At 57.0% G+C, this 20,479-nt stretch carries 16 protein-coding genes and 1 pseudogene; 8 read left to right on the top strand and 9 right to left on the bottom strand.

Annotated features, from left to right (window positions below):
• The first annotated feature begins 14 nt into the window (after positions 1-14).
• The 6 genes from GOV90_RS16950 (at position 15) to GOV90_RS16925 (ending at position 6,451) form a co-directional block, all read left to right on the top strand.
• A complete protein-coding gene (locus GOV90_RS16950; RefSeq protein ID WP_171095261.1) occupies positions 15-974 on the top strand; it encodes a dihydrodipicolinate synthase family protein in 960 nt (319 codons plus the stop codon).
• Positions 965-1,897 (top strand): proline racemase family protein, encoded by a 933-nt coding sequence (locus GOV90_RS16945; RefSeq protein WP_171095259.1) that lies wholly within the window; start codon positions 965-967, stop codon positions 1,895-1,897. The genes GOV90_RS16950 and GOV90_RS16945 overlap by 10 nt, the downstream gene beginning before the upstream one ends.
• Positions 1,898-1,962: 65 nt before the next feature.
• Positions 1,963-3,213 carry an FAD-binding oxidoreductase gene (locus tag GOV90_RS16940; protein WP_171095258.1) on the top strand — a complete coding sequence of 417 codons (1,251 nt, stop codon included), beginning with the start codon at positions 1,963-1,965 and terminating at the stop codon, positions 3,211-3,213.
• Positions 3,214-3,291: 78 nt separating this feature from the next.
• A complete protein-coding gene (locus tag GOV90_RS16935; protein ID WP_171095256.1) occupies positions 3,292-4,317 on the top strand; it encodes a proline racemase family protein in 1,026 nt (341 codons plus the stop codon).
• 128 nt (positions 4,318-4,445) lie between these two features.
• Entirely contained in the window at positions 4,446-5,129 is a 684-nt protein-coding gene (locus tag GOV90_RS16930; protein ID WP_171095254.1) for a GntR family transcriptional regulator, read from the top strand.
• Positions 5,130-5,338: 209 nt separating this feature from the next.
• On the top strand, positions 5,339-6,451 hold the full coding sequence (locus tag GOV90_RS16925) for a mandelate racemase/muconate lactonizing enzyme family protein (protein WP_171095253.1): 1,113 nt from the start codon (positions 5,339-5,341) through the stop codon (positions 6,449-6,451).
• Between the two features lie 110 nt (positions 6,452-6,561).
• Here GOV90_RS16925 and bhcD read toward each other — a convergent pair whose 3' ends face one another.
• From bhcD to bhcA, 4 genes are all read right to left on the bottom strand, one after another.
• Positions 6,562-7,542, bottom strand: a complete 981-nt coding sequence (bhcD, locus tag GOV90_RS16920) for an iminosuccinate reductase BhcD (RefSeq protein WP_216602352.1) — start codon at positions 7,540-7,542, stop codon at positions 6,562-6,564.
• A gap of 89 nt (positions 7,543-7,631) precedes the next feature.
• A complete protein-coding gene (bhcC, locus tag GOV90_RS16915) occupies positions 7,632-8,795 on the bottom strand; it encodes a 3-hydroxy-D-aspartate aldolase BhcC (RefSeq protein WP_171095249.1) in 1,164 nt (387 codons plus the stop codon).
• Between the two features lie 10 nt (positions 8,796-8,805).
• Entirely contained in the window at positions 8,806-9,780 is a 975-nt protein-coding gene (gene bhcB / locus GOV90_RS16910; RefSeq protein WP_171095247.1) for a beta-hydroxyaspartate dehydratase BhcB, read from the bottom strand.
• Between the two features lie 10 nt (positions 9,781-9,790).
• A complete protein-coding gene (bhcA, locus tag GOV90_RS16905; protein WP_171095245.1) occupies positions 9,791-10,981 on the bottom strand; it encodes an L-aspartate--glyoxylate aminotransferase BhcA in 1,191 nt (396 codons plus the stop codon).
• A 210-nt stretch (positions 10,982-11,191) separates the two neighbouring features.
• Here bhcA and GOV90_RS16900 point away from each other — a divergent pair, with 210 nt between their 5' ends.
• The gene (locus tag GOV90_RS16900) at positions 11,192-12,007 is read left to right on the top strand and encodes an IclR family transcriptional regulator (RefSeq protein ID WP_171095243.1); all 816 of its coding nucleotides are present in this window, start codon (positions 11,192-11,194) and stop codon (positions 12,005-12,007) included.
• Positions 12,008-12,035: 28 nt separating this feature from the next.
• On the opposite strand, the gene GOV90_RS16895 is transcribed toward GOV90_RS16900, so the two are convergent.
• The 3 genes and pseudogenes from GOV90_RS16895 to GOV90_RS21400 all read right to left on the bottom strand — a co-directional run bounded on the left by GOV90_RS16895 (position 12,036) and on the right by GOV90_RS21400 (position 16,126).
• Positions 12,036-13,364 carry an MATE family efflux transporter gene (locus GOV90_RS16895; protein ID WP_171095241.1) on the bottom strand — a complete coding sequence of 443 codons (1,329 nt, stop codon included), beginning with the start codon at positions 13,362-13,364 and terminating at the stop codon, positions 12,036-12,038.
• Positions 13,365-13,913: 549 nt separating this feature from the next.
• Positions 13,914-14,921, bottom strand: coding sequence for an Ldh family oxidoreductase (locus GOV90_RS16890; protein ID WP_171095237.1), 1,008 nt, complete (start codon positions 14,919-14,921; stop codon positions 13,914-13,916).
• A gap of 23 nt (positions 14,922-14,944) precedes the next feature.
• Positions 14,945-16,126, bottom strand: a pseudogene (locus tag GOV90_RS21400) (mandelate racemase/muconate lactonizing enzyme family protein).
• 590 nt (positions 16,127-16,716) lie between these two features.
• Here GOV90_RS21400 and GOV90_RS16880 point away from each other — a divergent pair.
• Positions 16,717-17,958 (top strand): Xaa-Pro peptidase family protein, encoded by a 1,242-nt coding sequence (locus tag GOV90_RS16880; RefSeq protein WP_216602348.1) that lies wholly within the window; start codon positions 16,717-16,719, stop codon positions 17,956-17,958.
• Positions 17,959-18,145: 187 nt separating this feature from the next.
• Here GOV90_RS16880 and GOV90_RS16875 read toward each other — a convergent pair whose 3' ends face one another.
• A complete protein-coding gene (locus GOV90_RS16875) occupies positions 18,146-18,919 on the bottom strand; it encodes a hypothetical protein (protein ID WP_171095235.1) in 774 nt (257 codons plus the stop codon).
• A gap of 622 nt (positions 18,920-19,541) precedes the next feature.
• Entirely contained in the window at positions 19,542-20,450 is a 909-nt protein-coding gene (locus GOV90_RS16870) for a LysR family transcriptional regulator (protein ID WP_171095233.1), read from the bottom strand.
• Positions 20,451-20,479: the final 29 nt, after the last annotated feature.

Here is a 20,479-nt window from a genome sequence, read left to right as displayed (position 1 = left end):
GGAAGGATACCTTCATGTTCAAGAATGTCTTTACCGGCATCATGCCCGCCCTAATGACCCCCTGCAAAGACGATCGGACACCCGATTTCGATGCCCTGGTCAAAAAGGGCAAGGAAATGATCGCGGCCGGTATGTCTGCGGTTGTGTATTGTGGTTCGATGGGTGACTGGCCGCTGTTGTCGGATGCCGAACGGATGGAAGGTGTCGAGCGTTTGGTTTCAGCAGGTTTGCCTGTTGTCGTCGGTACGGGTGCAATCAACTCGAAATCAGCGGTCGCGCTGGCGGCGCATGCGCAAAAGGTGGGCGCAGCAGGGCTTATGGTTATCCCGCGCGTTTTGTCTCGCGGGTCCTCGGTCGCAGCACAGCGCAACCATTTCAAAGCAATCCTGTCCGCCGCACCCGACGTTCCGGCCATTATTTACAACAGCCCGGTCTATGGCTTTGCGACCCGGGCCGAGTTGTTCTTTGCCTTGCGGGCCGAGCACCCAAATCTTGTGGGGTTCAAGGAATTCGGCGGCAAGGACGATCTGCGCTATGCGGCAGAGCATATCACCTCACAAGACGATCAGGTTACGCTGATGGTGGGCGTAGACACCGAAGTTTATCATGGTTTTGTCAATTGCGGAGCAACCGGCGCGATCACCGGGATTGGAACGGCACTGCCGAAAGAGGCGTTGCTGCTTGCGGCCTTGTGCCAAAAGGCGGCGGCTGGTCATGCTGAAGCGCGCTTGCGCGCGCGTGAGCTGGAGGAAGCCTTTGGTGTGTTGGCAAGCTTTGACGAAGGCACCGATCTGGTGCTGTATTACAAGCATCTGTTGGTTCTGAACGGTGAAACGGAATACCGACTGCATTTTGTTGAGACCGACGAATTGACGGATGCGCAACGCAAGTATTGCGAACAGCAATACACCCTGTTCTGCGCGTGGTTTGCCGACTGGTCGAAGCAGGGCGGAGTGATAGCTGAATGCATGTGATCGACAGCCATACGGGCGGGATGCCCACGCGGGTGATTCTGGATGGGGCACCCGATTTGGGATCAGGCTCATTGGCTGAAAGGGCCCGCCTTCTGGCCACAGAGCATGAGGCATTTTACAAGTCTGTTTTGCTGGAACCGCGCGGGCAGCCCGGCATGGTGGCCGCGCTTCTTGTACCGCCAGAAGACCCGAGTTGTGAAACAGGTGTGATCTATTTCGATGCCGACGCGGTTCTGGGAATGTGCGGGCATGGCACGATTGGTCTGGCGGTGACGTTGGCGCATCTGGGCCGGATCGCGCCGGGTACGCACAAGATTGAAACGCCAGCCGGTCAGATCGCGGTCGATCTGCTGGACGCAAATACCGTGCGTGTCACCAATATCGAAAGCCGCCGGGTAAAGACGTCGGTTGTGATTGAGGTTGCAGGCCATGGTCAGGTGAAAGGTGACTTGGCGTATGGCGGTAACTGGTTCTTTATTGTCGACCCCAGCCCAATTGCTGTGGAACCAGTGAACATTCGCGCTTTGACTGACTTATCCATTGCCATCCGCGAAGCTTGTATCTCTCAGAAGGTATGTGGTGAAAACGGACAACCGGTCGACCATGTGATCCTGCAGGGCTCGTCGCCCACAAAGGGCATTCACAGCCGCAATTTCGTGCTGTGCCCAGATGATCAATATGACAGGTCCCCTTGCGGCACGGGCAGTTCGGCGCGACTGGCGTGTTTGGCTGCGGATGGAGTGCTGGCCCCCGGTGAAGAAATCACTCAGGAAAGTGTGATCGGCAGCTCGTATCGCCTGAGTTTTCAAGCCGGGCCGAACGGGGGCGTGATCCCAACGCTGACCGGCCGGGCGTATATCATGGGGGAAGGCAAATTGGTTTTCGCGCAAAACGATCCTTTTCGCGACGGGATCTTCCTTTGACTTAGATTTCAGGGTGCGGCGTGATCGGCCTCTGAGCTTGAACTACAGATTGAGATTTTCCAGCGATGCAGCAAAGCAACCCAACAGAAATCGTTGTGATCGGCGCTGGTGTCGTTGGTATCAGCGCGGCGTTAGAGTTGCAAAAGCGCGGCAAGCAGGTTCTGGTTCTGGACCGTGAAGGTATCGGGTCAGGGGCTTCGAAAGGCAATGCCGGTGCGTTTGCCTTTACCGACATTGTGCCGCTTGCCACGCCCGGGATCATGCGCAAAGCGCCGGGTTGGCTGCTTGATCCGTTGGGCCCGTTGTCGATTCCTCCCGCATATGCGTTGAACATCGCGCCTTGGATGCTGCGGTTCTGGCGGGCCAGTTGGCGTGATCGCTATGCAGCATCGCTGTCAGCGCAAGCCGTTCTGATGAACCACTGCCGCGCGGCGCTGGAACGTCAAATCAAAGAGGTGGATGGCGAGACGCTGATACGGCGCGAGGGCCAGTTACAGCTGTTCGAAAGCGAAGCTGAGTTTCGTGCCAGCCTGCCCACTTGGGACTTGCGCAGGGAGCATGGCATTCCATTTGATCTGTTGGATAGCCCAGAACAGATTGCCGAGGTTCAGCCCGGTTTGAACCGCCGATTTACCCATGCGGGCTTTACACCAACTTGGATGAACACGGTTGATCCGGCCCTCTGGACCAGCCATCTGGCCGCGCAATTCACGGCGCGCGGAGGTCGTGTTGAACGCGCGGGTGTTGAGGCGTTGACCCGGTCCGATGCGGGCGTGACTCTTTCAACGACAGATGGTGACGTTCCGGCCGGTCAGGTGATTGTGGCTGCCGGGGCATGGTCGCACCAATTGGCTGCAACCTTGGATGACCACATTCCGCTTGAGACCGAGCGCGGGTACAACACCACCCTGCCAGCAGGCGCTTTTGATCTGCGCACGCACCTGACCTTTGGCGGGCACGGGTTCGTGATGACGCGGATCAACGATGGTGTCCGCGTTGGAGGCGCGGTTGAACTGGGTGGGTTGAAGCTGGCCCCAAATTACAAGCGTGCCGATACGCTGTTGGCCAAGGCTGGGCAGTTCCTGCCTGCCTTGAACCTTGAAGGTGGGACGCAATGGATGGGTTTCCGCCCATCGCTGCCAGACAGCCTGCCGGTCATTGACCGCTCTGCCCGAGCGCCTCAGGTTCTATATGCCTTTGGCCACGGCCATCTGGGCCTTACCCAATCCGCAGGTACCGCTGAGCTTATCGCTGATCTGGCCACGGGCGCCAAACCCGTGCTTGACTTGACGCCTTACGCATCCACACGGTTTTGAGCCCGAGGATGCGCGATGAAAATCACTTCGGCATTCGCGGTAACCAGCGCCTTTCGCGCAACATGATTGAGGAGCCAAATGCGTAGCAGCAAGACGATACACGTGATTTCGGCGCATGCTGAAGGCGAGGTGGGCGATGTTATAGTTGGAGGTGTTAGCCCACCACCCGGCGAAACGGTTTGGGCGCAGCGCAATTTCATCGCGCAAGACCAGACCTTGCGAAACTTTGTCCTGAACGAACCCCGCGGCGGTGTGTTCCGCCATGTCAATCTGCTGGTGCCCCCGAAACACCCCGAGGCCGACGCAGCCTGGATTATAATGGAGCCGGAAGACACACCACCAATGTCAGGGTCAAATTCGATCTGTGTCTCGACCGTGCTGCTGGATGGCGGGATCATTCCGATGCAGGAACCCGAAACCCATATGGTGCTAGAGGCCCCGGGCGGGCTGGTTCGGGTCAGGGCTGAGTGCAGCAATGGCAAGGCGCGGCGTATTTTTGTACAGAACCTGCCCAGTTTCGCCGATAAGCTGTCGGTCCCGCTTGAGGTGCTGGGGTTGGGCACGATCAACGTGGATACGGCCTATGGCGGCGACAGTTTTGTTGTGGTCGATGCCAAGGCACTGGGCTTCGAAATTGCCGAACATGAAGCCCGCGACATCGCCGGTTTGGGCGTAAAGATCACAAACGCAGCCAATGAGCAGCTTGGGTTCTCGCATCCTGAAAATCCCGAGTGGGATCATATCTCGTTCTGTGCCTTCTGTGGTCCGTTGACTGAGACCGAAACAGGGCTGACCGGTAAGTCCGCTGTCGCAATCCAACCGGGTAAGGTCGACCGCTCGCCCACCGGAACAGCAGTATCCGCACGCATGGCGTTGATGATCGCAAAAGGATTGATGACGACTGGTCAGACGTTTGAAGCCACCTCAATCATCGGGTCGAGCTTTACGGGCCGGATCGTTGACGTGGCGCAGGTGGGCGGTCGCGCGGCGATCATACCCGAGATCAGTGGCCGAGGATGGATCACTGGTATTCACCAGCATATGCTTGACCCTGACGATCCTTGGCCCGGCGGCTATCGTCTGTCGGATACCTGGGGTGTTTGACCGCGTATACCCATACCCCACGCTCGGGTTGGTGGAAGCATTCTGCCGGCGCGAAATCATTGGTTCGGCATTGAGAAATTGCGAAAACTCGGTACCCCTAACTAAAATGCTGCAGGGCTAGACTTGAAATGGCAGGAAAACGAGCGATCACCAAGCAGAGCTTGCCGGAGGTCATCGCAAATGATCTGCGGGAACGTATTCTGAGCGGTGAACTGGCCGAGGGCGAAACCATTCGGCAAGAGGCTCTGGCTGCAGAATATGATGTTTCTCGAATGCCGGTCCGTGAAGCGCTCAAACGCTTGAACGCCGAGGGTCTTGTGCAATGGGCCAACAATCGAGGCGGCTCTGTCACCAAACATTCCCTCAGAGAAATTGGTGAAATTTTCGATTTGCGCATCCTGATCGAAGTGGATCTGTTCCACCACTCTATCCCAAATATGACATTCGCTGACTTTGCACGGTGCGAAGAGATTCTAACCCAGATGGAGAGATCCTATGACGAAAACGATGTGGGGAAGTGGGGCGTCCTGAACTACGAATATCATTCAGCGCTTTACGCCGCCTCGCAGCGGAAACTCACCAACGAATTGCTGGATCGCATCAGTCTGCAATCGGATCGGTACGTGCGTATGCATCTGAGTGTGATGAAGCAGCGTGAACCGGCAAAGAAAGACCATCGCGACCTGTTGCGGCTGGCGCAAGAGCGTAAAGTTGAAGAGGCTTGCAACGTCTTGGCCAACCATATCCGGCGCACCAAAGAACAGCTGCTGGGCATGATCGCCGCGAAACGCGCGGCTGAAGAGGCGACTTGACAAATTGTCGGGTCGGGATCCTCTTTTCGTATTAAGGCGGTAGCACATGTTCAGAACGCCTCGGATTGGCATGACGACCATTTACTGCGGCACGAACCGCCCGAAGAATTGAATAAGAGAGTTGAAGGTTTGACAGAGGCAAATGAGGGTGCAACGCTGAATCTGGATGATGTTCCGACTGATGTGCTTCGGCGGTCGAAGGGGGTCACATGATCCAACCTGCTCCCATCGTTTCGGCCCGAGCCTGGCGGCAATACCAACCCTTTGCCGCAGGAAAGTATGTGTGCCGCGGGCAGACCGAACATGGCTTTCACGCAGTGATCGTCGCGCTTGAAGCGGCTGACGGCACCATCGGCTGGGGAGAGGCGGCGCCCCTTGGGGCGTTTTATGCCGAGGCATTTCCCGAAGAGATGGCGGAAGGCACAGCGCGGTTGTTACCAGAGGTGATTGGTCGACCTTCTGACGCGCCAGCTCAATTGGCCGAGGCGCTGAACGCGGCCATGCTGGGCCAGCCCAGCGTGAAATCCGCAATTGACATGGCCGCGTGGGATTTGACGGCGCGCCGGGCAGGGATGCCGCTTTGTTCCTTTCTAGGCGGGGGTGCCACTCGATCCGTTACGCTCTATCGCTCGATCAGTCAGGCTGCCCCAGATGAGATGGCGCAGAGCGCGCTGTCCTATCTAAAGCAAGGCTACCGGCGTCTACAGGTCAAAGTTGGACAGGACCCGTTGGAAGATATTGAACGTTTGCGCGCGGTCCGAAGTGCTGTTCCTTCTGATGTTGCGCTCTATGCGGATGCCAATGGCGGGTGGCTGGTCGAAGATGCGCTTCGCTTTTTGCGGGGGGTGGGCGATCTGGACTATTGGCTTGAACAGCCTTGTATGTCGATGGCCGAAAACCGGCGTGTTGCGCGATCTTGTCCTCATCCGTTCATTTTGGATGAAAGCATCACGGGTCTCGAGCCTATGCTAGTCGCTCATGCCGATGGGATGGTTTCGGGGGTAACGCTTAAAATAGCCCGGATCGGTGGGGTTGGCCCAACCCGGCTGCTCAGTGATGTGGCCGTGCAGCTGGGGTTGAAGGTGACCATTGAAGATACTGGCGGAAGCACCATCAACACGGCCGCCACAGCTCAGATGATGGCAAGAATCCCAGTGCGGCTTGCAGCTCACACGGTGGATTTCATGAATTGGGTGACGGTACAGAATGCGACCGGTATGCCGCCCTGCACTGACGGATTGCTGCACGTGCCGAAAGGAGCAGGTCTGGGGGTTGAGGTCGACCCTGATACCTTGGGCGAGCCCTTTTCTTTCAGTGCATAACGTTGATTTGTGTGCGAAAGCGTCCGGGATGGACGCTGTCGCCTTAGTCTTGGAACGGCCCGGAACGAACCGCTCTGGGCGAGCATCCGTTCACTCTTTCGCGTAGATGATCACAGCGTGACGTGTTCGGCCAGCCCGCTGTCTTGGGCGAGTTTTGCGGCGACTGATGCGACGGCGAGGTCTTGTAGTCCGACGCCTGTTCCGTCGAAGAGGGTGATTTCTTCGGCGCTGGTGCGGCCCTTGTGGTCGCTGTTGATGACGGCGCCGATGGGGGTGATTTGGTTCTCGGTCAGGGTGCCGCCCGCGATGGCGTGCTGGGCCTCGCCGATGGTGGTGGATTGTGCGACCTCGTCGGTAAAGACGGTGGCGGCTGCGACCAGCGCGGCGTCGACCTCTTGCTTGCCTTTGGTGTCGGTGCCCATGCAGGCCAGGTGGGTGCCGGGTTTGATCCAGTCTTTCATCAGCAGCGGCTCGAAGGCCGAGGTGATGGTGATGATGACATCCGCCTGTGCACCCAGATCTTCTTGGCTGACGGCCTCGAACTCCAGACCCAGCTCGGTTGCGACCGCACCAAGGCGAGGCAGCATCTCGGGGTGTGGGTTCCAGGCGACGACTTTTTCAAAATCGCGCTGCTCGGCAGCGGCGCGTAGCTGGAAGGCGGATTGGTGGCCTGCACCGACCATGCCCAGCACCTTGGCATCCTTGCGCGCCAGATGGGCAATCGACACGGCCGAGGATGCAGCGGTGCGCACGGCGGTCAGGTTATTGCCGCCCACCAATGCCGAGAGCCGCCCGGTATCGGGGTCGAACAGAAAGACGGTGGACTGGTGATTGGTCAGGCCCTTGTCCATGTTGCCGGGCCAGTAGCCGCCGGATTTGACACCCAGCACCTGACCGGCGCGGTCAAAGCCGGATTTGAAGCCATAAAGCGCATCGGCATAGCCGATGGCCTCACGAATGACCGGGAAGTTATAGGCGTCGCCACGCGCCATGGCAGCGAAGACGTCCTGAACCGCATCGAAGGCCTCGCGGCGTCCGACCAGTTGCTGGCAGAGGTCTTCTCCAACGATCAGCAGGGGTTTGTCTGTCATATCTTTCATGACCTTTTCCTTGAGCTTTGGGGTGCAGGTCCGGGCGGCAGGGGAAGGGATAACTGCCGCCCGGGACGCATGTGCGGCGGCTAGTAAGCCTTGCCGCGCGCGGAGACCGGCCAAAGCGCTTCAACTTTGCCGTTCCGAACACCCACATACCAATCATGCACATTGGCGGTCGGGTCACAGTGACCGGGCACCAGATGCAGCTTGTCATTGACCTTGAGAACACCGTCGGGGTCGGCGACCACGCCGTGCTCGTCCGAGCATTTGACGTATTCCACATCCGTGCGCCCGAAGATCACCGGCAGGCCACTGTCCACGGATTGGGCCTTGAGACCGGCATCCACGATGGCCTTGTCGGCCTTGGCATGGCTCATGACGCTGGTGAGGATGAAGAAGGCGTTCTCCCACTCTCCCCGGTCGATGCGGTTGCCGTTTTCATCAAGGATGCGGCCATAATCGGCGTCCATGAAGGCGTAAGAGCCGCATTGCAGTTCATTGTACACGCCCGAGGTACTCTCGAAGTAATACGACCCGGTGCCGCCACCGCCGACGATGTCACAGTCCAGCCCTTCGGCGGCCAGCCCGTCCACGGCGTCTTTGACCTGCGCCACGGCGATGTCGATCTTGGCTTTGCGATCCTCATACAGATCCATGTGCTGCATCGCGCCCTGATAGGCCTGGATACCGGCAAACTTCAGCCCCGGGGCCGCGTCGATGGCCTTGGCGATGGCGATGACCTCGGGCGTGGTGGTCACGCCGCAGCGACCCGCGCCGCAGTCGATCTCGACCAGACATTCGATCTGGGTGCCGTGGCGCTCAGCCGCTTCGGACAGATCGCTGACATTGTCGATGTCATCCACACAGCAGATCGTGCGCGCACCCAGCATGGGCATCCGCGCCAGCCGATCAATCTTGGCCGGGTCACGCACCTGGTTGGAGACCAGAACATCCTTGATACCGCCACGGGCAAACACCTCGGCCTCCGAGACCTTTTGGCAGCAGATGCCACAGGCGCCGCCCAGCTCGACCTGCAGCTGCGCCACGTCGACGGATTTGTGCATCTTGCCATGCACCCGGTGGCGCATGCCGTGGGCCTTGGCGTAATCGCCCATCTTCTGGATGTTGCGTTCCAGCGCGTCCAGATCCAGCACCAGCGCCGGGGTCTGAATCTCGGATGCGTCCATGCCGATGGCGGCGGGAATGTCGTAGCCGACTTCGAGTTGCTCGATGTTTACGGGCTTGTTCATGATGTCCTCCTCAGCCCCGGGTCCAGGGCAGTTTGTCCAGATCCACATTGCCGCCGGTGATGATCACGCCGACGCGTTTGCCTTTGAAGGCTTCGGGGTGCTTCAGAATGGTGGCCAGCGGCACGGCGCAGCTGGGCTCCATCACGATGCGCAGGTATTTCCAGGTGGTCTTCATCGCGGCGATGATCTCGTCTTCGCTGGCGGTGTGAATGTCGCGCACGAAGTTCGACACAAAGTGCCAGGTGTTTTCCTTCAGCGGCACTTTCAGCCCATCGGCAATGGTGACCGGGGCGTCATCAGCGATGATGTGACCGGCCTTGAAGCTGCGATAGGCATCGTCGGCCTGTTCCGGTTCCGAGGCATAGATCTGCACCTCAGGCGCCAGGTTCGACAGGGTCAGGCAGGTGCCCGAGATCATGCCACCGCCGCCGATGGGCGCAACCACCGCGTCCAGCCCGTCGGTCTGTTCCAGCAGCTCCGCCGAACAGGTCGCCTGCCCCGCAATCACGCGCGGGTCGTTATAGGGGTGCACGAACTCACCGCCGGTGCGCGCCTGCACCTCGGCAAATTCCGCCTCGCGCGAAGTGGTCGAGGGCTCGCATTCGGTGATGATCCCGCCATAGCGGCGCACCGCGTCCTTCTTGGCCTGCGGTGCCGTGCGCGGCATCACCACGTTGCAGGGAATGCCCCGGCGGCCCGCCGCATAAGACAGGCTGAGCGCATGGTTGCCGGAAGAATGCGTGCAGACGCCGCGCTCGGCGGCCTCGTCATTCAGGCCAAAGACCGCATTGCAGGCCCCGCGCACTTTGAAAGCGCCCGCCTCCTGGAAGTTCTCGCATTTGAAGAACAGCTGCGCGCCGGTCAGATCGTCCAGATACTCCGACCGCAACACGGGGGTGCGGTTGATATGGGGTTTGATCCGCTCATGCGCCTCGCGCATATCGGCGATGGTCAGGCAATCGGCTGTGGTCATTGCATCCAACATCAGGGCCTCCTTACGCTGCAGATTGCATGGGTGTGGCACGGCCCGCGCGGAAGTATTCCTGCGCTGCGGACACACCGCTGCCCAACTCGATCGGATAGTCCAGATCGGCCATGGCCATTTCGATCGTGGCCAGACCGGACAGAACCATCACGTCCGTCAGGCTGCCCAGATGGCCGATGCGGAAGGCCTTGCCGTTCATTTCGCCCAACCCGATGCCAAAGCTGACGCCATAGGCGTTGAAGGCGTGATCCGTCAGGGCATTGCTGTCGAAGCCGTCGGGTACATAGATCGCGCTGACGGTGTCCGAGTAGAGATCCGGCGACTGCGCCACCAGCTCCAACCCCCAGGCCGAGGTGGCCTTGCGCACGCCTTCGGCTAGACGGAAGTGGCGGGCATAGACATTGTCCAAGCCTTCCTCGAACAGCATCTTCAGGCTCTCACCCATGCCATAGATCAGCTGCAGCGGCGGGGTATAGGGAAAGCCGCCCGATGCGTTGGCGTTCATCATGTCGCGGAAGTCAAAGAAGGTGCGCGGCAGTTGTGCCGTCTCCATTGCCGCCAGCGCCTTGGGGCTGACGCACAGGATCGCCATGCCGGTCGCCAGCATGAAGCCCTTCTGCGAGCCCGAGACCGCGATATCAACGCCCCAGTCATCGAACTCGAACGGCATCGAGGCCAGCGAGCTGACGCAATCCACAAACAGCATCGCCGGGTGAGCACTGGCATCCATCGCCTTACGCACCGCCGCAATATCCGAACGTACGCCGGTGGCCGTCTCATTATGGGTGACCAGAACCGCCTTGATCTCATGGGCCTTGTCGGCTGCCAGAGCCTCGGCAAACTTGTCTGCCGGCGCACCGCTGCCCCACGCGCATTCGATGATCCGAACATCCAGCCCGTGACGCTGACACAGGTCGATCCAGCGATGGCTGAACATGCCATAGCGCGCCACCAGAACCGTATCACCGGGGCTGAGTGTGTTGGTGATCGACGCTTCCCATCCGCCCGTCCCGCTGGCCGGGAAGGTGATGATCTGACCCGCGCTGGAGCCAAACACCCGCTTGGTGTCTTCAAGCACGGGCGCAAATGTCTCTACAAAATCCGGCGCGCGGTGGTCCTGGGTCTGAACCTGCATTGCCAAACGCAAGCGATCCGGGATGTTGGTCGGGCCGGGAATGAAAACTGGGTTCTGTGTGGACATATGAAAATCCTCCGGTTTGGTAAAATTATCTTACCAAGACGCGCGTTTTGCAATTTTCTCGAAAAAGTTTTTCACTATACGGAAAAATATCATAACGTACTGAAAGAAATGAAAGAGACAGTTTTTCAATATTAGCGAAAGAAAATGCCGGTTTTGAAAAATACGCTGCGACGCTTAAAATCAAGGTCCTAACCACACAGGAAAAAACCGGTGCAGAATCACAAAAAACCGCGTGGACGGCCCAAATCAATCTTCAAGGAAAGCTCGGCCGGGACATTGCAATCCCTCGACCGCGCGTTGGAAACACTGACAACGCTCGCTGCCCTGGAACGCTCTACGCTCAGCGACCTCAGTCGGGAAACCGGCGTTCCAACGGCGACGACGCATCGCATACTGACGACGCTGTCCAACCGCGGCTATGTCAGTTTCGACGAGCAACGCCAGGAATGGATGGTCGGTATCGAGGCCTATCGAACAGGGGTCTCCTACCTCAATCGCAACAGTGTGGTTGAAATCGGCCGACCCATCCTGCGCCGTCTCATGCGCGATACTGGTGAGACCGCGAACATGGCTATGCCTGACGGCAGCCACGTCGTATTCGTCAGTCAGGTCGAAACCGGAAATCCAATTCGCGCTTTCTTTCCTCCGGGCGCGCGGACGCCCATGTACGCGTCCGGGACCGGAAAGGCATTGCTGGCCGAAATGAGCACGAATACGGTTCAAGCTCTGCTGTCAGATGTCGCTTACGAAGCCTTTACTGACCGCACTCATCGATCAACCATATCGTTGTTAGAGGATCTGACGCTGGTCCGGCAACGCGGCTGGTCCTTTGATGATGAAGAGCGCTATGCAGGCATGTCATGCACAGGTGCGGCTATCCTGAACCAGTTCGGCATTCCTTGTGCAGGTATTTCCGTCTCGGGCCCAACAGCAAGGATCAACAAAGCCAACGTCGCCTATTTCGGCGAAATGGTCCTGGATGCAGCACGGGAAATAACTATCGCAATCGGAGGGTCACCACACTGAAGGCTACACAACGTTGGGTATCCGATTGTCACGCTTTGGTCAGCGACCAAAATCGAATGGGCAACGCAACCGCCGCGACGACCAAACCGATCGTATACCCTATCCAAACACCCATGGCGCCATAGTCAAAAACGAAGCCGAGGGCATAGCTTGCTGGCAGGGCAAGTGGCCAATACGCGGTCAGTGTGATGACAGTAGGCAAGTTCATGTCAGACATGCCCCTTAACGCACCAAGCGCAGTACCCTGAACACCATCGGCGACCTGCAATAGCGCGACGATAAAGAACAGAGTGACGGCAAGATCGACCACCGCAGGATCGTCGGACATGGATTCTGCCATCATTCGACCAGCGGTTATGAACACGATTGCTGCAATCGCCTGCCAGAGGGTCACCATGACAAACGAAGCTTTCAGGATTGGTCGCAGCCGTGAGGTATCGCAAGCCCCCACTGCAAGGCCCACACGGATGGAGGCCGCGCCAGCCATTCCAAGCGGAATCATGTAAGCCAGTCCTGCCAGTGCGTTGACAATCTGATGTGCCGCAAGGGCTTCGGCACCAAGCCACCCCATCATCAGACCAACCACGGCGTATGCGCCTCCTTCGCCTGCATAACCAAGACAAAGCGGAAGGGCGTCTTTGGCCTGCGCCCAAGCATCGGCCCAGACAACCTGAACCCGTTGACGAAACGCAGCCAATCCCGGGGCCCGTTTAAGAACAACAAGAGCAGCAATCAGAGACACGCATTGTGAAAGAATACTGGCCAGACCTGCGCCCAGAATCCCGAGGTTCAGAATATGGATCAGGGTGTAGTTGGCGGGTACGTTGATGAGCACGCCGAGATAGGACAGGCCCACTGCGGTCCAGGGCCGTCCCACCGCATCGAAAAGGGCCTTGAGGCCAAAGAACAAGGTGAATGGGATGATCCAGACCGCCATTGACATCCAATAGGGCAAAAGGATCTCAAGAACTTCCGTTGGTTGACCCAAAAGACCTAAAAGAGGGTAAAGAGCCATCATGAGAAGGGCCGCAAGCCCACCGCCCAGCAAACAAAGCAAAAGCCCGCCACGTAATGCGAGGGCGACCTTTTTAGGGTCCCGGGCACCCTCTGCCTGACTGATCTGAACTGAAAGCGCTGTTACGACGCCCCAAAGGGCAGAGATCAGAATGATCAAAACCGCAGTGGTCACTCCAGCTGCCGCCAAAGGCACAGTTCCGAGGGGTGAGATCATCGCAGTATCGACCACACCGATCAAAAGCGCTGCGGCAAGTCCCACCATCAAAGGAACGGCTAACTTGATCAGCGGCAACAATTCAGCGCGCGTTTGCGCCTGGGACACAAGGATATGGTCTGTCATGATTCAAACACCGGACTCGGTCCGGCCTCAAAGTCGCAAGATTGAGCGTTTTTGCTCTGGATGATTTGGGGCGTTCAGCCCAGCGACGGATGAATCATGAATTTGGTCCTTTTCTGGACGATGCGTTGCAAGTGGTTCTATGGGATAAGTTGAACCGCGTCCAGAGGGTTGAAGTCTGGTATCCAGACGCGCTGGTTACAACTGTGTCACTGACCGGAAAAGGCTTCGAAAAATGCAGCACTGTGTTCATCAGACGGGAGGAAAACTTCTACCTTTAAGCCGTCGAGCATGACGTCTTTAAACGTGCGGAATTGTGCAATTGCACCAAGCATTGAAACTAGGTGCTCTCGCACGCGTTGCGTTAGAACTCGGAAGCGTCCTTTTTTCTGAATCGCATGTGCAGAACGACGAATTGCCAATGATTAGAACCTGTAGAAGAAAGGTATTTTTCTTTCTACGGACCACGCGTTGCGGTCCTGATGCGTCTGTGCCGATTGCCCTGTTGAAACTAGGGCCGTGTTCAAACGCGTAAGTTCTAAGCTTAGCGCCTCACAGTTCCAACTTTGACAATTCCATCAATGCAGTTACCTCGGTTTCAGACAACTTAACACCTTCGGTCACAGCGTGTTGGCGGTTCTTGTGTCGCCGATCCCCTGGGATCCGGACGCCTTCATCCTGAACCATGGCGGCAAGCATCCCCTCCAACGATCTTGTAAAACCCACTGCGCCAAGCCCGTCAGGCCGGATCGCAATAATGGTTTGGCCCAGACGAGGCGGCCCGCCAATATCGTCGCCCAGAGAAGAAGCCTCGAACGACCAATGCGCACCACTCAGACCAGCAGACAGGACTTCGACCATAAGCGCCAAAGCTCCACCTTTGTGCCCGCCCGCCGGCGCAATGGAACCAGCCATAGCCGCAGTCGGGTCGGTTGTCGGTTGGCCTTCCGTGTCCAATGCCCAGTGCGCAGGAATAGGTTCCCCAGTGGCCGCCGCATTGGCCAGATTGACAAAGGCTGTCGCCGAAGATGAGCTGTCGATAACCAAAGGGTCGCCTTCTCGTGGGGCTCCGAAGGCCCAGGGATTGGTGCCAAAGAATGGCGTCTTGCCACCCCACGGCGCCATGGTCGAAGACGCATTTGCTGCCATCAGGCTGATCAGCCCTCGCCGCGCCAGCCTATCTGTGAAGTACCCAAGGACGCCGCACGCGTAAGCGTTGGATATTCCAAGCACCGCTATACCTTGAGTCTGGGTCGTCTCCACCAGAAGGTTTTCGGCAGCCTCAAAGGCAGGATGCGCGAAGCCATCCGCAGCGTCTACCGCGACGGTGCCGGGCAGCAATTGTGTGACGACGGGGACGGCCTCGCCCCTGATCTTTCCGACACGCAAATGGTTGCAGTAGTAGGGCAAAAAGCCCAGCCCAATGCCGCGTGTCCCTTCCGCTTCGGCCGCGCGGATCGACCAGGCAACGGGGGCCGACTGTTCTGCACTGGCGCCAGAGTTGCACAAGGCGGCGAAAGCAATGTTTTCAACCTGTTCCAGAGAAATCGTCTTTGTCATCTTTGGTCTCTGCGTTTGTTCATTCAGATCAGCGGCAGCCGCCGCATCGTGCCTGGGAAATCCGGGTCGAAAAATTTGTTTGGCAATCCATTTTCGCACAGCAAGTTTGCGCAATAAGCCAATCGGTCCCGATCCAATGTGACACCCAGACCTGGTCCATTAGGAAGCATCAGGTGGTTGCCCCGAGGGCTGAATGGCCCCTCGACGATCACGTCATTGGGCTGCTGGCGCAGGAGGGATTGGTTGGGCTCGCGGATATGCGGGTGGGCAGCGCATGCGTGCAAGTAGGCCGCAGTGCCCAACCCGCTGTCACCTGAGTAGCACCAAAAGTCTATCCCTGCGCCTTCACAGGCAGAAACGAAACGCATCATTGCGGAAAAGCCGCCCATACCGGCAACGTCCGAGACCAAAGCATCGGGAACGCCGTATGCGACAGCTTTTCCTAGGTCCAGATTGTGACCGGAAAACGGGATCGAGCAATGCTGCCGCAATTTGCGCATTTGACGCCATTCGGGTGTCGGGTCCTACCAGTTCCGCAACCCGATCTCGGAGAACGCAGGCGCAAGGTAAAGTGCCGACGGCAGGCTAAAGGCCTGGTTGCTATCGATCCGTAGCATAGTGTCGGGACCAAGGGCATCCCTCAGTGCTTGCATCAGATCAATGTTGGCCCGCAGGTCAGGGTTCGACACTTTGCCTTCGAACCATGTTGTGCCGAATTGCTCGCGCAAAGAAAGACAATAGTCCACAACTTCTGCGATGTTCGTCTCTCCTTTAACGTCGCCATTCGGCAGGCGATAGGAAAAGTAGTCAGTAAAAGGAATCTCCCGGCGTTGAATGCCGCCCAAAAGGTTGGCAACGGGTTGGCCCCACAGCTTGCCCCGCAGGTCCCATAGGGCGATTTCCACACCGCCCCAAGCGCCGCGTTTGGCAAAGTCGGTTACCGAATGATTGAAGGGTTGGGATGGCAGGACCAGACGTTCCAGCGCAACAATATCCAGTGGATCACGCCCCACCAAAAGCTCGGCCCAGTCCTTGATGATAGGGGCCGCGATATATGATGGTGCTTCGCCAATGCCGATCACACCATCGGTCGTTTCAACTTCGACTACACACTTGGTGAAGGCATCAAGAGTTCCATAAGACCAGATGTATGGCGCCTCAAGCGGCACCAGAATCGGTGTGGCACGCAACGATTTTATCTTCATGGTTCAAGACATAACTTTATTTCGGATTCCTGTCGCACCGATATGAGCGCGGCGGGAAAGTGAAGGTCAACTGTTTAACCAAACCTTTATAAGTTGCATTTCACGCAATGGGCGAAGCTTGCGGTCCCAAACCGCGTCTGTGGAATGTCTCGTGAGTTCTTTCCACGCTTCGGTGTCCGATGCCATAGTGCCGGCTAGCTTGATGCTTGGACGGAATCTTCCAAGCATTCGACGCCGTCCTCAACTTCACGCATATGCGGGTTTGTCTGCGCGGCGGCCCAATCGTTGTTGGTTGAAAGACAACAAAACCTGTCGAACGCGTTGGCCGAATTTCTGCTTGTTTACATCAGTCACAAGCAGGGCGGCCGCGGGATTTATTTGCTACAACTAAGGAACGGCTGTCTCCTCGAACAAGAAGTGCTGGGTTTTGTCCTCAAGTGGAATGACCGAGAAGGACAAACCTCTTTAGAAAATCGAGCGTTGGTTGAAGGCGAACGCGACATAAATTTTGGCGCAGAATTGATAGTTTTTTGAAAAACCTAGCTCAATTCTGCCTGCGCGACGTGCTTTTAGTGATGAGACCCTCACCAATGCAAAATATTGTGCCACAATGCCCGGACACGATGGTTCTGGATGACAGCTGGAGCGATCTGCGTCAGGTCCGCGAGCTGCCAGACATCGATTTGGAGCGGCTTCTTGAGTACCGAACAGGTCGGATTCGGGAACAGATGAAGCTGCAGGACGTGGCAGCGCTGGTCATCGTGAACCCGCTTAGTATGCAATACGCCGCGAATTACGATTCCTATCAGCTGTATCAGTCACGAGTCCCCACAACCTATCTCTTCATGGCGCAGGACGGGCCGACCATTGTGTTCGGAGGTTATGGTAACAGTCGTCTGATAGACCGAGAGGAACCGGCGGACTTTATCGCGTTTTTTGATGCGGGCCCCAACCTGGCGGATAATGCACGCAGGTTGGCTGATCGTCTGCACGGTTACCTCGAAGAAATCGGCTCTGACAGTCGGCGCGTTGCGATTGAATATTTGAACCCGTCTGTTACTCAAGCCTGCTTGCAACGCGGTCTCGAGGTGGTTGACGGTGTGTCTCTGACTGAAAGCGCCCGATTGATAAAATCTCCTGACGAGATTGAATGTATCAAGTGGTCAGTGGCGGTGGCAGAGCTGGGAATGGCGAAGATGAAGGAGGCTTTGCGTCCTGGCGTGACCGAAACCCAGCTTTGGGGCATTTTGAATTACACAAATCTGGCAAACCAGGGCGGATGGCATGACGGGCGGATGCTGTGTTCTGGCCCGCGCACCAACCCTTGGCTGCAAGAGGCGACCCAGCGGGTGATTGAATCCGGGGATCTGGTTGGATTTGACACCGATATGGTTGGTCCGATGGGCTACTTCTGTGACGTCTCGCGCACGTTCCATTGCGGACCCGCCAAGCCCACCGCCCGGCAGAAGGAAATCTATCAGATTGCCTATGACGAGGTGCAGCACAATATGGCGCTCTTGCGTCCCGGGATAACCTTTCACGAATTGCAAAAGCAGTCGTTTGAAATCCCGGAACCCTTTCAGAAACAAGCCTACCCCTGTATCTACCACGGGGTGGGTATGTGTGACGAATACCCGAAGATCATTCCCTATCACTCGGGACTGAACCCGTATGACGGCGTGGTCGAGGCTGGCATGGTGCTGACTGTTGAAAGCTACGTAGGGGCCGTGGGCGAGCGTGATGGGGTCAAGCTGGAAGAACAGGTACTCATAACCGACAATGGTTTTGAGCTGCTTTCCAGTTATCCTTTCGAGGAAGAGTTGCTCGATTAAACCATATCTGTATTGGTGTAGAAGGCGTCGCGAAGGGAGACGTGAGAGGTGGAAAAACGTCTTCGACCAACTGCATTGAAATTGGCGCGTAGATGTGTTGGCTTCCGGTAAAATCAAGCGGCGTGCACCGCCTAAGCACAAAACGCAGAACCGATCAGAGGACCCAATCCGTCAGCTGTGATGAACTTCAGTTCTTTGAAGAAAGTTTAGTTTGGATGACGAACTGCGTGACCGGATCAATGTCTTCCATGTGAAGCAATTTGCCGAGCTGGGCGTCCAAGCGTGTCTCATCCCAATTGCGCATGGCAATTGCAATCTCCATGGCCGTTAGGTTGTCCCGGGCAAGTTCGCGAGAGAAGATTGGAATGATCTGATCCCTTAGGCCAGGCGACACAGTACCAGAATCTGTCAAAGCGCGAATGAGGGATTCTTTGTGGTCTTGTTTGACGTTTGCGGCCTGCAAAGCCGAGCCAATGGCGTCTACTGCTGTTGGCCCATCTATGGCTATGCCAGCCAGCGCCCAATCATACGCATAGCCAGAGCTTCGAAGAATAGACCCGGGGTATCGAGACCGAACAATGCGTTTGGCCTTTTCATCGTTGGGCTGCAAACCCAATAGTCGGATCGCAACCGGAACGAAGCTCAACCGACCGAGGCTGTCAAACTCACGCAACAGATTGTCTGCGGCGACCGTATTTCGCAATATCTGGATGCTGCTGTACGGCACCCGGTCGATTTCTATCAGGGCGGTGTTTCTTAACACCTGATCCTTGTGTGAAAGGTATCGTGCAAAAAACGCAACGCGCGCGCCGGATGCGGACTTTCCACCCGGCCAAAGATTTTTCTCCGCCCAAAGGGCATTCAAAAATTCTTCACGCTCTGGGGTCAGATTGAAAATCCGCGTCCATTTGCGTGAAACGCCGCGCCCTGCGCCATCCTTGGTAACGGTTCCGAACGTCATCAGGACCGTCATCGAGGGATTTGCGCGGAAGGCGGCGCGTGTCCTGCTATCTACAAGGAAAGGGATGTCAGGAGTTCTTTCAAGGACGGTCTGTGCCCCTTTTATCTGTCGCTTTGGCACGAATTTGAACGGATTACCCGGCGCGGGTGCGGCCAGAACGACGACGTCGGCGGTAATCAAATGATCCGCCAGAGAAGCCTCAGGCAAGGTGACGCAAACTTGGCAGGCCAACGCTGAACGAGACCCGAAAAAACCAAAACAAAAGAGTGAAAGAATGATGATGGCCCGCAAAAAGGGCGCGGGTTTCCGTCCCAAAGTTTGACTGTGGCTATTGGGATGACCTACACGCATCAACTTACTCCTCGACCACTTTCCGCAAACCGTCCAGATAAATCAATAAAGTTCGCCTCTAATCTGAAAGTGTCAGTACTTCATTCGCCATTTCCCCAAAATAGACAGAGATCTGCGACAGGGCGATTTTGGACAGATTAGCAGGGTCCTGTTGTCTCGCATCAAAAGAAATTACGAGTACGGCACCCTGCAAAGCGTCTCGCCGTCCATCCAGTCGCAAGAACGCTGCGGCGCTGTGTTTTCGGGTGTTTCGTTGCGGTCGGTTGTTCTCTCAATCCCAATCAAGTGCGAGGTGCGCACTGAATTGGCGGATGGCAGAGGTTTCGGATCGAGCATGCGGCATCACGCAAACGTAGTCCTTTTTCATTTTCAGGGCATGCTGCGAAGGCGTCACGAGCAATCCGGATGCGAGATCGGTTTTTGCCAAAACGGATGGAACCAGGGCGATGCCAGCTCCTCTTTTTGCGGCAGAGATGGCAAGCGTCAGATCGTTGATCGTTAAACCTGCATGGGAAAACTGTGTCGCATCAGATCTGGCCTGCTGTCTCCAATCCGACCAGAGTGGTTCGCTGGCATAACTGGGGCCCCATTTGTTGTGAATGAGCTTGCTGTCGGGGATATGTGACAAGGATTCATCCATGTTCGGATATGCCTCTTGGAACGAAGGGGCGCAGACCGGTATCGCAACATCCCAAAACAGGCTTGCTTCCCGGTAGCCTGGATAGAGCGTCGAGCCATAGGTCAGGCGAATGTCGATGGCTTCACGTTCAAAATCGATTGGGTCTTCCTGCACGCGGATATCCAGCGGTATTCCGGTTTCTTCGGAAAATGTGACTGCCTTGGGTAGAAACCAAAGCTCTGCCAATGCCGGTAGCACGCTGATCACTAATTGTCTGGGACGTGTCGCGTTTTGCACAATACGGGCTGCGTCAGACATTTCCTCAAAAGCGCGGGCGAGTTTGGGATACATCATTTCACCTGCATCCGTCAGTGAAATCCGATTGCCCTTTCTGACAAACAGTCTTTTGCCCAGGTGATCCTCGAGCGTTTTGATCTGCAGGCTGACGGCGGCCGAACTGACGCCCAGTTCTTTCCCGGCCAACACGAAGCTGCCGCATCGTGCGGCGGCTTCGAAGGCCCGCAATGCTGTCAGAGGCGGAAGGGAGTCACTGTAGCCCATAGTAAATCTTATGATACCCAATAATTTTT

It is taken from the genome of Ruegeria sp. HKCCA5929, assembly GCF_013034525.1.
In the GTDB taxonomy this organism is placed as follows: domain Bacteria; phylum Pseudomonadota; class Alphaproteobacteria; order Rhodobacterales; family Rhodobacteraceae; genus Ruegeria.
The sequence above is the reverse complement of the archived record's forward strand: the minus strand, read 5'-3'. Positions and strand labels throughout refer to the sequence as shown.